Annotated in this window: 14 protein-coding genes; 9 read left to right on the top strand and 5 right to left on the bottom strand. The window is 47.0% G+C overall.

All coding sequences use genetic code 11. The annotated features are described in order from the left end of the window. The first annotated feature begins 48 nt into the window (after positions 1 to 48). Complete coding sequence (locus tag P4S59_RS16380) at positions 49 to 1,485, top strand: aminotransferase-like domain-containing protein (protein ID WP_186437921.1); 1,437 nt, start codon at positions 49 to 51, stop codon at positions 1,483 to 1,485. 96 nt (positions 1,486 to 1,581) lie between these two features. On the opposite strand, the gene P4S59_RS16385 is transcribed toward P4S59_RS16380, so the two are convergent. The 3 genes from P4S59_RS16385 to P4S59_RS16395 all read right to left on the bottom strand — a co-directional run bounded on the left by P4S59_RS16385 (position 1,582) and on the right by P4S59_RS16395 (position 5,388). Continuing rightward, entirely contained in the window at positions 1,582 to 2,718 is a 1,137-nt protein-coding gene (locus P4S59_RS16385; RefSeq protein WP_337168685.1) for a glycerate kinase, read from the bottom strand. 16 nt (positions 2,719 to 2,734) lie between these two features. Continuing rightward, entirely contained in the window at positions 2,735 to 4,087 is a 1,353-nt protein-coding gene (locus P4S59_RS16390; protein WP_005391886.1) for a GntP family permease, read from the bottom strand. A 158-nt stretch (positions 4,088 to 4,245) separates the two neighbouring features. Next, positions 4,246 to 5,388, bottom strand: a complete 1,143-nt coding sequence (locus P4S59_RS16395; RefSeq protein ID WP_337169192.1) for a sugar diacid recognition domain-containing protein — start codon at positions 5,386 to 5,388, stop codon at positions 4,246 to 4,248. Between the two features lie 234 nt (positions 5,389 to 5,622). On the opposite strand from P4S59_RS16395, the gene P4S59_RS16400 reads away from it, so the two are divergent. After that, entirely contained in the window at positions 5,623 to 5,796 is a 174-nt protein-coding gene (locus P4S59_RS16400; protein ID WP_005391896.1) for a hypothetical protein, read from the top strand. A 69-nt stretch (positions 5,797 to 5,865) separates the two neighbouring features. Here the strand turns inward: P4S59_RS16400 and P4S59_RS16405 are convergent, their stop codons facing one another. Continuing rightward, positions 5,866 to 6,228 carry a hypothetical protein gene (locus tag P4S59_RS16405; RefSeq protein WP_047009761.1) on the bottom strand — a complete coding sequence of 121 codons (363 nt, stop codon included), beginning with the start codon at positions 6,226 to 6,228 and terminating at the stop codon, positions 5,866 to 5,868. Between the two features lie 283 nt (positions 6,229 to 6,511). Here P4S59_RS16405 and P4S59_RS16410 point away from each other — a divergent pair, with 283 nt between their 5' ends. From P4S59_RS16410 to P4S59_RS16430, 5 genes are all read left to right on the top strand, one after another. Then, positions 6,512 to 8,359: a M3 family metallopeptidase gene (locus P4S59_RS16410; RefSeq protein ID WP_337168686.1), complete on the top strand. Its 1,848-nt coding sequence runs from the start codon at positions 6,512 to 6,514 to the stop codon at positions 8,357 to 8,359. Between the two features lie 65 nt (positions 8,360 to 8,424). Beyond that, positions 8,425 to 8,961, top strand: coding sequence for a DUF924 family protein (locus tag P4S59_RS16415; RefSeq protein ID WP_337168687.1), 537 nt, complete (start codon positions 8,425 to 8,427; stop codon positions 8,959 to 8,961). Between the two features lie 25 nt (positions 8,962 to 8,986). Then, positions 8,987 to 9,697, top strand: a complete 711-nt coding sequence (locus P4S59_RS16420) for an HAD family hydrolase (protein ID WP_337168688.1) — start codon at positions 8,987 to 8,989, stop codon at positions 9,695 to 9,697. A 96-nt stretch (positions 9,698 to 9,793) separates the two neighbouring features. After that, complete coding sequence (locus tag P4S59_RS16425; RefSeq protein ID WP_025506254.1) at positions 9,794 to 10,111, top strand: DUF4144 domain-containing protein; 318 nt, start codon at positions 9,794 to 9,796, stop codon at positions 10,109 to 10,111. Positions 10,112 to 10,249: 138 nt separating this feature from the next. Beyond that, positions 10,250 to 10,735, top strand: a complete 486-nt coding sequence (locus P4S59_RS16430; RefSeq protein WP_337168689.1) for a VOC family protein — start codon at positions 10,250 to 10,252, stop codon at positions 10,733 to 10,735. Positions 10,736 to 10,807: 72 nt separating this feature from the next. Here the strand turns inward: P4S59_RS16430 and P4S59_RS16435 are convergent, their stop codons facing one another. Continuing rightward, entirely contained in the window at positions 10,808 to 11,722 is a 915-nt protein-coding gene (locus P4S59_RS16435; RefSeq protein ID WP_337168690.1) for a LysR family transcriptional regulator, read from the bottom strand. A 141-nt stretch (positions 11,723 to 11,863) separates the two neighbouring features. Here P4S59_RS16435 and P4S59_RS16440 point away from each other — a divergent pair, with 141 nt between their 5' ends. Then, positions 11,864 to 13,171, top strand: coding sequence for a DUF1254 domain-containing protein (locus P4S59_RS16440; RefSeq protein WP_337168691.1), 1,308 nt, complete (start codon positions 11,864 to 11,866; stop codon positions 13,169 to 13,171). Between the two features lie 404 nt (positions 13,172 to 13,575). After that, on the top strand, positions 13,576 to 14,001 hold the full coding sequence (locus P4S59_RS16445) for a VOC family protein (protein WP_005391937.1): 426 nt from the start codon (positions 13,576 to 13,578) through the stop codon (positions 13,999 to 14,001). Positions 14,002 to 14,046 lie beyond the last annotated feature (45 nt).

Below are 14,046 nucleotides of genomic sequence, written 5' to 3' on the forward strand. Positions count from 1 at the left end.
TGTAATTAGGTACAGTGTTTTCAAAAAGTGACAGATGGAAGTGTTTTTATGGGTACAGATTTATTGGAAAGCGGTGAAGGGAATAAGTACCTCGTGGTGGAAAAGCACCTTAAACAAGCCATCAATGGTGGCGTTTACCAAGTGGATGATCGACTGCCCTCCATTCGCTCATTGAGCCAAGAATTAAGCGTCAGTAAAAACACCGTGATTCGTGCGTATCAAGAGCTGGAAGCGCAAAACTTGGTGTACTCGGTTCCCAAGTCGGGTTATCGAGTAAAAATCGCCTTGCCGACCTCTCGCTCAATTCCGGATCCGACTCGCGTGGATTTGCTCTCGATCTGCAAAGAAATCCTCACGTACCCTGAATACCAAGAGCGTTTGCCCGCAGGCTCTGCCCACCCAAACATTGACTCCCCCGCGATCAAAAGCTTGTACGCCGAGATTGGCCGCCACAGCCGCCAGCAAACGCATGTACCGAGCCATTACCAATTGCCACCCGGTGATCACCTCTTAATCAAACAACTGGCGAAAATCACACAAGATTTGGGCACGCCAACCAAGTTGGATGAGATCATGGTGACGCACGGCGCGCAGCAAGCCATTAGCCTAGCGCTGCGCGCAACGACACAAAAAGGCGATATCGTCGCGGTGGAGTCCCCTTGCTATTTTGGTAATTTATTGATGCTCGAATCACTCGGCCTCAAAGTGGTAGAAATTCCGAGTTGCCCACGAGACGGTATGTGCCCCGAAGCCTTAGCAAAAGCAATGGCGACATGGGACATAAAAGCGATCATCGTAACGCCAAACTTCACCAACCCAACTGGTGCCATGATGCCGCTAGAAAAGCGCCAGCAATTGCTATTGGCGTCTGGCAATATTCCTATTATCGAAGACGATGTGTTTGGCGGGTTAAGTTATAACAAGCCTTTGCCAAGCTTGAGGTTGCTCGATGACAAGCAACGCGTAATTTACGTGAATTCGTTATCCAAAACGCTCGATTCGCGTTTGAGAATTGGTTGGATGTTGGCGGGGCGATATCGAGATCAAATTGAGCAATATCTACTGTGTGAGAACATGGGCAGTTTGAATCTGATGCAATCTGCCGTGGCAACGTTTCTAACGTCAGGCAAGTATCGAACGCATACTGCGCGAATGGGTCGGGTTTATCAAAACAACATGCGCCGATTTATCCAGATGCTTCATCAATACTTAGATGAATACGAATCTCTAAAAAATCGATACCAGATCAACGCCGTGCAAGGTTCGTTCTTGCTTTGGTTGCGCCTGCCCAAAGAAACGGACAGCTATGCGTTGTATCAAGCGTGTAATCAACACAGAATCAGCCTACTTCCCGGTACCGTATTTGGCACTCAAGGACAATATCGACATTGCGTGCGCCTCAGCGTAGCAAACTTTGGTAGTGAAACCGATTGGATTCACGCGATGCAAACACTGGCAAAGTTGATAGCAAAGCATGTTCGTTAACTCGCTCTTGCTAAATGAACTTATGCCCGCATACGTAGACTGGTAACAACAAAAAACTCCACGCAAAGGTGGAGTTTTCTCGTATCGTTATCGCCCTCAGTGCGACTTAATTTGCCACATTCTCGCGACGTTTTCGGCTAAATTGGCTACGTTGACGTCGGCCTCTTTCATGGCCTCAGATAAACTCATCGCCCTTGGTACACAAGCAAACACCGCATCAATTCCGCACTCATAAACCGCCTGATAGTTGTCGCCCACACAGCCTGCTAATGCAATGACTGGTAAATTAAACTGTTTGGCCACCTTAGCAACGCCCATCGGGGTTTTGCCATGTGCGGTTTGATGATCGATGCGACCCTCGCCTGTGAATACGATATCCGCATCCGCAACATGCTGAGCAAGTTTGACCGTTTCAAGCACAATCTCAATTCCCGGTTGCAAACGTGCTGGCATGTACCCGAGCAAGGCCGCTCCCATACCACCAGCAGCACCCGCCCCTTCACGAGTCAGTACGTGCTTACCCGTCGCTTGTTCCGTCAACTCGCCAAACTTGCGCAATGCGTTATCGAGCAGAGTGACGTCTGACGCTGTCGCTCCCTTTTGCGGGCCAAAGATAGCCGACGCGCCTTTGTCACCACAGAGTGGGTTATCAACATCGCACGCTACCAACACTTCGCAAGTTGCTAAACGAGGGTCAAGACCAGAAATATCGATGGACGCAAGCGCCGCTAACCCGTCTCCATTTGGGGTAATTGCATGACCAGATTCATCAAGAAACGCCACCCCCAACGCGGTCAACATGCCCACGCCACCATCATTGGTAGCGCTGCCACCCAAACCAATGATTAAGCGTTGAATACCTCTGTCTAGCGCGTGTTTGATCAGCTGTCCGGTACCAATGCTGCTGGTCAGTTTTGGGTCGCGAGCATCACTCGGCACAAGGTGCAGCCCACTGGCCTCCGCCATTTCAATAACCGCGGTTTCGCCGTCGCCGAGGATGCCATAAAACGCTTCAACATCATTCCCTAATGGCGCGGTCACCGTTGTGAAGACTTGTTCGCCTTGAGTTGCATCAATCAAAGATTGAACCGTGCCTTCGCCACCGTCTGCGACCGGAACCGTAACAAACTCAGCATCATGCCATACGCGAGCAAGACCTGTTTTGATCGCCTCGCTCACTTGTTTGGCGGTTAAGCTTTCTTTAAATGAATCAGGTGCAATTACCACTTTCATACGTATTTCCAGAGACTTATAAGAGAACGAGGCTCAAAATGTACACCAATGCCATTGCCGTGACACCTTGAACGAGCGTAGCCATGGTTTGCGCGCGGTACGCTAAGCCCACCGACATGCGACTAAACTGCGAAACTACCCAGAAGAAACTGTCGTTTGCATGAGAAACCGTCATCGCACCTGCACCGATCGCCATCACCGTTAATACGCGGCCCATTTCTGAATCGAGCCCCAATTGCGTAAGCATAGGCGCAACCAAAGCCGATGTGGTCACCAATGCAACCGTTGATGACCCTTGCGCCGACTTTAGCGCAGCCGCAACGATAAATGGCATGAAAATACCCACGCCCAGCGCCGATAGCGTCGTACCTAAGTATTCACCTAGCGGCGTGGCTTTTAATACCGCGCCAAATGCACCACCCGCACCGGTAATCAAAAGAATAGGCGCAGCAGCCGTAATACCTTGGCTGATTCGCTCGCCAAATTCTTCAATCTTGTTGTCTGACTTGAGTAGGCGAACAGAAAGGAACAGGCCAATCACCAATGCCGTTAGTGGCTGTCCTAAGAAAGTCAGAACATCAAACACAAAACCTTCGCCCAACGGTAAGCTTGGGAATTTCGCGATAGAGCCAAAACAGATCAATAAGATAGGAACAAAAATAGGAGCGAATGCTTGGCTCGCCGTTGGCAATTTGCCGTAAGACGCTTTGAGTGCTTGCCAGTCTTGCTGAATTTCTTCTACGGCTTCAATGCCATCTGGTTCAACATGTTGGAATCGGTTCGCCCACAGCATACCCGCTAACGCCGCAACCGCTGCAACAAACACACCCACACCAATCACTAAACCAAGGTTAGATTCCAGGCCTAAGTTACCCGCAGCGGCAATCGGGCCAGGAGTTGGCGGCACAAACGTGTGCGTCGCGTATAGGCCAGTAGCCAACGCTACACTCATCGCAACGCTTGAGGTTTTTAAACGCTTCGCGAGTGATTCTTTGAGCGAGTTCAGAATGACAAAGCCTGAATCACAAAATACCGGAACAGAAACGATGTAACCGATGATGCTCATAGTCAATGTTGGGAAACGCTCACCCAACACTTTAATAACCGTATCGGCCATGGTGATCGCCGCACCACTTTTCTCCAAAATAACACCGATGATGGTACCTAAAACGATAACCAAGCCAATGTAACCAAGGATGCCGCCAAAGCCAGAAGCAATGGTTTTGGCAATGCTATCTGCCGGTAAGCCGTAAGCAAATGCCGCAAGGAACGCCGCGATGATCAGCGCTAAAAAGGGATGTAATTTGAATTTGGTGGTCGTGAGCACAATAAATGCGATCACCCCGAGCAGGATTAATATAAGGTTCATGATAACTCCATTTATTCTTATTTTGCTGAGCGAGTCCGTGTTGGCTCACTCAACATGTAGGGACGCATGAATTATTAATCGTTTGCTTTCGAATTCCTTTAGGCGGAGTGACAAATGATGTGGTCAAAAAATGACGCGTATTGTGCAAATGCACAATATCACGCCATTTTTGAGAGCCGAGTCGCAATATAAAGCTCCGCTAACCCCACAAAATTGGTGGTTGGCAGCCCTGTTATCTCGGTGATTTTTTCTAACCGATAACGCAGAGTGTTCCGGTGAATAAACAGCATTTTAGAGCATTCCGTCACATTGCCATTGCATTCAAACAACGCATCTAGGGTTTTCAGTAATTGCCCAGATTTGTCTTTCTCTTTCAACTGTTTCACGCCATCAATAATTTGTTCACCTTGCCAAATATCCGCCAACGGCGCTAACAGCACAGGCAAACGAAGTTCATCGAACAGGTACTTACGTTTCTCTGGGTAGAACTGCTTGCCAATGGCTAATACCTGCTTTGCGCTTTGGTATGACAAAGCAACATCTTTAGGCTCATTAAACAACTGCCCTAGCGCAATGTGAAACGTATGCGAATCGTGATCGCTTAAACGCGACATCAACTTATCAATGCGCTCACTTTCAACTTGGCTATCCCACAGCTTGGCGGAATGACACGGTTTCAACACCACAATTTCATTCACCGAGACAATCGCAACCAGGTTGTTACGCTCTGGGTATTCAAGCAGCTCAACAATATTGCGCACGCTCTTCATGCTTTTTGAAGCGGACGGCGTCGAGACTTCAATCACCGTTGCCACTCGTGGTTGAGTCACATCGATAGAAAGACGCATCGCCCAATCTTTCAGCTCTTCATCGGTCAATTTGCCATTGATCCAAGCCAGAATAAACTCTTCGCGATGACGTCTGTCCCACTGAAATTTTTCCACCAGCGCGGCTTGCTCGATTGTCAATTCAGCGGTCATTTTGACCAGTTTGGCGAAATCTCGAATTTTCTCGGGCTCGCCTGTCACACCAACAATACCGACCACGTCTCCATGCAATTTCAACAGCATATTGATTCCGGGTTTGACACCCTGCAACGTCAAACATTGCTGCTCATTCAGCTCTAGCGAATCGCCGTGATTCAACGCCAATACCGCGCCATCATGCACTTGCCCAACGCGTTTTGGATCGCCACTGCCAATGATGATGCCCGCTGAGTTCATCACATTTACGTTGTGACCAATGATGGACATGGTTCGATCGACAATTTGCTGTGCTAAGGAGTGGTCGAGAATAACCATTTCGATTTTCCAGATTGACAATTTAATCATTCAATAAATCACAAATAGCCAACTATCGCGACGATACAGTTAAAAATAACTGAAGCAGCTCAAAGCATTACTCAATTAACCACACGATAAAAATGGATTAAACCCTCATTTTGAGCTGAGAGTTATATACTTAGAACAAAGGTCACCGATGCATTCGTCACTGTGCATCGATACCGCTCGTCTACCTACAGAGGAGGAAACAACATGGAATTACGTAATAAATCGGGTGAAGTCGCAAAAATTGCAGATAATCTCACATTAAAGGAAATCACAGAAATGGGCTACACCGTAGATTTATGCGATGAAGCATTTGACCCCGGTGAGCATTGGAAAGCGGAAGGTAAAACGCAAGGTATGGGCGAGTACCCAGAGGAGTAAGCGTCCTGACGGGCCAGCGCACAAAGCGCTCCATAAACAGAAAAACCGAGCGACTTAACGCTCGGTTTTTTACTTTTGAACTTCTTGAATAAACAAGCCCATCTCTTCAAGATAATTGCCGTTTGAGCATCCCCAATCGGTGACTTCAATCAGCTCGGTAACTAACTGTCCAGATTCATCATTTTGTACTCGCTGCACAAACGCTTCAAAGCGTTCTAACTGCGCCTGAGTTTTAATGCCATGCACAGCATATTCTACAAGCAAGCCGTTGTATGTCTGCCAGCGCTGTTCACCTGAAACATCACTGCTTAAAATTACGGAGCACTTTTGTTGAATGTTCTCGACCGCATCATTTCTTGGCGGCGTGACTGAAGAGCATCCAACCAAAATCGTACCTAGCGCCAATAGCGTAACTTTTGTCTTATTTATCATATCGTTTCCATATGTACTGCCGCGATATAGAAATATTATTACACATGACAAAGATCATCGAGAGCGCCTCACAGATTAATTAACTGATGAACTGTAAAACCCGTGCCAGTCTTAACACTGCGCACTCCGAACGCGTAACAACTCCTGCTAACTCATTAAAATGTAAACAAATAGTAAAATCACGTTTACGCAGTACACTACCAGCAAATTAATTTGTCCCTCCTTTATTATCAACAAGCGTGCAATAATTAGGGGTCTACTCCCAACCATTTGAAGGATCAAAATGACCGCAACGGATTATCTCAACGACCTCAATCAACGTTACCTCGTGATTCACCGCACCAAAGAAGATTTCTTTTGGGAAACTTACATGGGGATCAGCGATGACCATGATGGCTCGACGCGAGCACAAACCGCATGGACAAGCTTTTTGAGCAACGCCGAGCAAATTACTGCCATCAAACAACAGCTTGAAGCCGCGGACTCAATTACCGACCCACAAGAGAAACAGCAAACCATTACGGGTCTTTCTGGTTGGCTGGCGATGTTTGAATCTCACGCAATCGAGGGCGAAAAAGCACAGGCGTTGAAAAATCAGCTCATTGCTTTTGAAGCTGAGCTGTTCGAGAAAAAACAGAACCACGTACAAACGTTTACCGATGAAAACGGCGAGCAAGTGGAAGGTTCACTGCCAGTATTGAGCTCAACCATTCGCACCAACAATCATGAAGAAGTTCGCCAATCGGCTCATCAAGCGTTGCTGAACCTTGAACAATGGCTACTGCAAAACGGCTTTATAGAACTGATCAAACTGCGCAACCAGTTCGCTCGCTCACTTGGTTATGCGACCTTCTTTGATTACTCCGTGCAAAAAACGGAAAAGATGAGCTCTGAGCAGCTGTTTGAGATTTTGGAAGATTTCGAACAACGCACGCGAGATGCGCACCTAAACAGCTTAGAAAACTTGGCGAAAGAGAAAGGCGCAAGCGCACTAACGGGCTTCAACTTTGTTTACTCGTTCGCGGGTGACGTCATGCGTGACCTTGACCCATACGTGCCGTTCTCTAAATCTCTGAGACGCTGGGTAGAATCGTTTGGTCGTCTGAATATTGATTACTCTGGCGCGACGCTAACGCTGGATTTGTTAGACCGCAAAGGTAAGTACCCGAACGGGTTCTGCCACGGCCCGATCCCTTCTTTCTACAATCAAGGCGAATGGGTCGCAGCACAGGTGAACTTCACCAGCAATGCCAAACCAGACCAAGTGGGCAGCGGCTACGATGGCATTAACACGCTGTTCCACGAAGGTGGCCACGCAGCACACTTTGCGAACGTAAAAATGAACGCGCCTTGTTTCTCGCAGGAGTTTGCGCCGACTTCAATGGCTTATGCAGAAACTCAGTCGATGTTCTGTGACAGCCTGTTAACCGATGCCGATTGGCTAAAACAATACGCACTGGATGATGAAGGGAATCCGGTTCCTGATGAGATCATTCAAGCGATGATCAACAGTCGTCAGCCATTCAAAGCTTATGAAGAACGTAGCATCTTGGTTGTGCCGTACTTTGAACGCGCGTTATATCAACTTAGCGATGACGAGTTAACGCCAGAGCGCATCACTAAGCTGGCTCGCGATTGTGAAAAACAGATCCTTGGTTTGGAATGCAGCCCTCGCCCACTGATGGCGATTCCACATTTGCTATCCGACGAAGCGGCTTGTGCGTATCAAGGTTACCTACTCGCGCACATGGCGGTGTACCAGACCCGTGCATACTTCCTTGAGAAGTTTGGCTATCTGACGGATAACCCAGAAATTGGCCCACTGCTGGCAAAACACTACTGGCACGCAGGCAATCATTTGTCGCACAACGAAACCATTTTCAGCCTGACTGGCGAGGGGTTCAATGCTAAGTACCTAGCGGACGTGTGTAATCTATCCCCAGAACAGGCGTGGGAAGTGCAGCAGAAAAAAATCGACTCACTTGCAACACGAGAACGAGCACCAGTTGCTTCACTGAACGCGATGATTAAAGTCGTCGACGGCAGTAAAGAACTGGCAAGCAACGCCATCTCTGACGAACAAATGTGTGACGATTTTGAACGTTACATCGTAGAGACTTATGGTCGATAACACGCCAAGAGCCAGAAGCCACGCTTCTGGCTTTTTACTATTAAGGCACAACAAAAGGAAGCGCCATGCATCAACAAATCATCAAGTTCTGGTTCGAAGAGCTGACACCTCAAAACTGGTTTGAAAACAACCCAGAACTGGACAAACATATTGCGTCACGATTTGCCTCGGTACTAGAACAAGCCGCTCATTGTGAACTGTTTAATTGGCGTGACAGCGCACAAGGACGATTGGCCGAAATCATCGTCCTCGACCAGTTTTCACGTAATGTGTATCGCAACACCCCAAAAGCATTTGCACAAGACCCACTCGCATTAGCATTGGCTCAAGAAGCAATTCGGTTAGGACACGATCAAGAATTAGCGCTTGAGCAGCTAAGCTTTTTGTACATGCCGTTTATGCACAGCGAATCTCGACGTATTCATGTCGAAGCTGAGAAATTGTTTCGCGCATCAGGGCTTGAAAATAACTACGATTTTGAGCTAAAACACAAAGCCATCATCGACCAATTTGGACGTTACCCACATCGCAACGCCATCTTGGGTAGAGAAAGCACACCTGAAGAGTTAGCATTTTTGCAGCAACCCGGTTCCAGCTTTTAACCATCAATAACAACGAGAACGTTGAATGAAATTAGACGCCATATTGTGGGATTACGATGGGACACTCGTAAACTCTGTACCGAAAAACATCGACATCACCAAAGCGATCTTAGCCATCGTTGCCCCGCATTTAACTGGCGATAATTTACCGAAATATCTCCATTCAGAAGCCAACTATAACTACGCAAACCACGCGGCGAAAAACTGGCAAGAGCTGTACGTGGATTACTATGGCATGTCCCATGATGAAATGCTAAAAGCTGGTGGTTTATGGGCAGAATATCAAGAGAAAAACCAAACACCAGTAACCCTGTTTGAAGGCATTGATGGCGTTATTAAAGAGTTTGCGCAGCTGCCTCACGGCATTTGCTCTCAAAACTCACAAAGCAATATTCGTCGAGTGCTGTCCGACAACGGCATCAGCGCGCCGTTTAAATCCATCGTCGGGTATGATGACGTCTCGAACGGACACCAAAAGCCCGATGCGTACAGTGGCATCAAATGCGTTGAGTCGATTTTTGGTCACGCAGAAAATAGACAGCTGATGTACATCGGTGACCATGAAGCCGACACGCAATTCGCACGCAACATCGAACAGCAGTTGGGTGGCCAAAGTAAAGTGATTGCCGTTGCAGCAGCTTACAGCGGCGCGATGCCAGAGCATTGGAGCGTGCAACCAGATTACGTGGCAAGAACGGTTGACGAGCTGTTTTCGATTATTGCTCAACACACGTAATTTTTGACTGCGGTTTAAGGCCAAAACCTTGAATGCCAGCGCTCACCTTGCCCTTTCAGACATTGGAACAATTTTAGCCACTACACCGGAGGCCCCATGGTTACATGGCCATGTTTATTGAAACTCGATGGCGACGATGAACTTATCTATTTGCGTTCTCATGCCGATCTTGATTCCGAATGCGAAGCGCTCATTTTGGGGCCAGATGATTACGTAATTGACTCAAATGGCAACACGTTCGGGTTGCAATACAACGATTCGAACACCACCGTTTTACAACCGGAAGAACGCACTCTGTCCGTCGAGGAAGTTACGTCACTCATCCAGTCGCATGAGTTTAGTCTCGCACAAAGATGCATCATCAAAATTCACTTCACCTCGGTACAGCAAGCTGTTGAGGCATTAGCCAATTAGCTCGAACCCCGCTCATGATGATTACAAAAAATTATTATTTTTATAACTTATGATAATTTCATGTAATTAAAACCGCACCATATACTCTCCTACATCGAAACAAAACAACGTTTAAGCACACATGTTGGGAGCAAACAAATGAAAATGAATCATGTCGGTATTATGGTCGGAGATATGGATAAAGCGGTTGAGTTTTACACGCAAGCGCTTTGTCTAAAAGTCGTTATGGGCAACACGAAAGTGATTGAAGAACGCGAAACCGCAATTGGCAGAATGTGTATTGCGGTCTTTGGTGAGGGCTTTAAAGGCTTCAACATTGCGCATCTAGTGACAAGTGATGGCATCGGACTTGAATTATTTGAAATGAAAGAGCGTCAAGAGCGCCATGAAGTGGATTTTTCTCGCATCGGAATCTTCCATTTCTGTTTGCAGACGGACGATTTTGAAGGTGCAATCAAGCGCACTGAAGCGTTGGGTGGCAAAGTTCGTATGGACATCATGCGTTACCACCCAGAAGACGATAACAAGCCTGCGAAAATGGTCTATCTAGAAGACCCATTCGGCAACCTGTTCGAACTTTACTCGCACACTTATGAAGAAACTTACGCTTCTGAATACGAGTAATTGCATCAAGCAACACAACCGGGATCAGTGCGTTATCGAACCCGGTTGTTCAAACCGTTTTACCAACCATTGTTACGACTCAATGCCTAACGACTTCATCAACGATTCAACGGTATTGTTAACCCACAATATCAACGGATCATTACGGCGCTTTACGCTGTAAACGTAACCGAAGTTACCTTCTAATTTCGGCAGCGCGTCATCAAATTCAATAAAAGAAAAACGCTTATCTAACTGATTGATCAAGTGACGCGAACAAGGAAACAACACATCGCTATCCGCAACCAAATTCAAAATGGTGTTAATGTGCGTGGTACGCAGTTGAATTCTTGGGACAACTGAAAAAGGCTGTAATAAGCGCGAGATGTGATCTTCTTTTTCATTCCAATGTTGGATGATGTGAACCGCGTACGCGTACTCTGAAATGTCATCCAAATACATGCGTTTGCCACCATGCGGATGCGTCGCGCGACAGGCCAGAGCAAAGTCGTCCCGCCCGCCTTTTTTCTGAACCAGATGCTTCGGCAATTTCATAGGGAAATAGTTGATGCCAAAAGCGATTTCACCCGCATCAATTTTGTCTGGCGTGGTTTCCGTCCAGTCTTCGATCACCAAGTTCATAAACGGCGCTTCTTTGGCTAGCAGCTGAGTAAACGCGGCAGAAAGCCATTGCGCAATGGACGAGTTGATCGCAACACGCAGAACACTGCTTTCGGTCGCGGGATCAAAACCATGAGAAACATTCACCAGCTTGTCGATGTCGTTGATGATCCCAGAAAGCTGCGCTTTGATCTCTTCGGCTTTCGGCGTGAGCTCCATATTGGTGCCCTTGCGCACTAAAATGTCGTCGTTAAACAAATCCCGAATTTTACGCAAGCTTCGGCTCACAGCAGGCTGGCTGGTGCACAAACGCTCCGCAGCCGTTGTGGTGTTGCGTGTTTCAAGAATCACTGCAAGCACCTTGAGCAAATTGTAATCAAAGTTCATCAACGTTATCTCTTTAGCTTTTCTCAGATCATATCACTTTTGATATAGACTAAATACCCACAATTCATTTCTGTAATAAACGGGTTAACGACTAAGCTTAGCTGGAAACATATCCTCACAACCAAATGGATGAAACCAGCCATGAAACAAAAATTACTCGTTACTCTATTGGGATTATCAGCGCTAGGTGCCAGCCCTGTATTTGCGGCTAACACCAATGTTGATCTTGCAGAAGATGCTTATATCTACGGCTACTCTATCGATGAAGCGTACAAGTTTTTCTATCACACGGCGGTAGAAAACAACTATCCGCTCAACCGCTTTCAGAATATTCGAGCTCTAGCTGATGACTCTTACACCTCTCACCCAACCATTAATAACGATACGCTTCACCTTATGGGCTGGTTAGATGTTGCTGCAGAACCTGTCATTGTGAGCGTGCCTGATATGGATAAAGGCCGTTACTGGATCTTGCACACAATGGACATGGGCCATTACACCAACGCAGCGTTCAGTTCTCGTACTCGCGGCACAAAAGGTGGCCAGTTCATGTTTGCAGCACAAGATTGGCAAGGTGAAGTGCCAGCGTCTGTCGACGAAGTGGTTCGCGTAGACAGCAACCTTGTGAAGTTGATGGGTCGCATCATGGCAGTGAATGACGAAGATGCGAAAGTCGCGCTTAACTACATGGACCAATGGAACATTCGTACCCTATCGGAATATTTAGGTAAGAACGGTCCAAAACCAGTACAAAGAACGTATCCAGATCCAAAAAATTCAACATGGCTTGAACGCGTGAACTTCGTGCTATGTGATGGTTCGATGGGCAATGCGGACAAACAGTGGTTGGACAAATACCAATCTATCGGCGTTGAACCATGCAAAACTGACTTCACACCTGAGCAGCTAAAACTGGCAAAAATTGGTGAGAAGAAAGGCATGGAACACCTCGTCGAACTTGCGCCTAAAATGACAGATGCTCGTACGTTGCTTGGTACACGCGATACCTTGGGTGATGCGCCACGCGATATTTTTGCAGAAGGTACTTACCTTGGTCAGTGGGGCTTACCACCTATCGAAGCGTCTTACCGTAAATCAGATTTCGACAGCACTGGTCAAAAACTGGATGGTTCGAAGCATGATTACGTGATGCGCTTTAAAGCGCCGAACGTCAGCGAATTCTGGTCTGTTACTATTTACGGCAACGACAACCGTTTGATGGCGAAAAACGACCTAAACCGTCACAGCCGTGGCGACCGAACCATGAAAGCGGACAAAGACGGTTACTACACCATTTACATGAGTGCGAACGAGAAAGGCCGTGCAGACGATCCAAACTTCTTGCCAGTACCTGAAAAACCGTTCTACGCCATCATGCGTTTCTACGGCGCTGACGATGCAATCCAAAGTGGTGAGTATCAAATGCCTGAGATCAAAGTAGTTAAATAATTCGTTTTAACGAACCACTGCTCTGTCGCCTCCTTAGCTCGTAAGTACGTTAAGGAGGCTTATTTCAAGGTGGGTGTCTAGGGCGAACATCAAGCCCAAAAATCAAAGAGACGCCCACTGAATCTAGTGATTATTTTTATTTAGGTATCGTATGGATTTTAATCTAATCCAAACCTTTTTAATTGTTGCTGAATATCAATGTTTGCGAGCTTGGGCGCGCGACCAATTTGCTACAGGCCTAAACGCCTGACTCGGTCGCACATCAAGGCGTTTCGCCAAAAACTCTTTCTCTCTTCTTAAACGCACTCTTTATGACTAAATGCGCATATGTTAAAAATGGCTTAACGATCAATATGGACGTTCAGGTCGTATACTTTTCCATAACCGCACAAAAGGAGTGAAGCATGCCCACCAACAACCCAATCGCAATCCAAGCCCTTGATCATGTCGTGTTAAGAACGTGCAACCTCGACGCCATGTTGCATTTCTATCGAGATATTTTGGGCTGCCCTGTCGAGCGCGAAGTAATGGAGCTTGGTTTAACCCAGCTCAGGGCTGGTAACGCATTGATTGATGTGGTGACGGTGGACAGCGAGTTAGGGCAACTTGGCGGAAAGCCACCAGTTCAAAATGGTCGTAATATTGACCATTTTTGCCTGCAACTAGCGCCTTTTTCCGAAAATGAAATACTGGAATATCTGCGTTCGAACGGCATTGAAACCGAAGAGTTTGCGAAGCGGTATGGCGCACAAGGGTTCGGTAGATCACTCTATATACATGATCCGGAAGGAAATGTCGTCGAGTTAAAACCTCAAGTGATTGATGAGTAAGCTACACTTAACTGTGTTACTGACCATTTGTTTCTCATCATTGTA

The organism is Vibrio sp. M60_M70, assembly GCF_037162085.1.
Lineage (GTDB): Bacteria > Pseudomonadota > Gammaproteobacteria > Enterobacterales > Vibrionaceae > Vibrio > Vibrio diabolicus.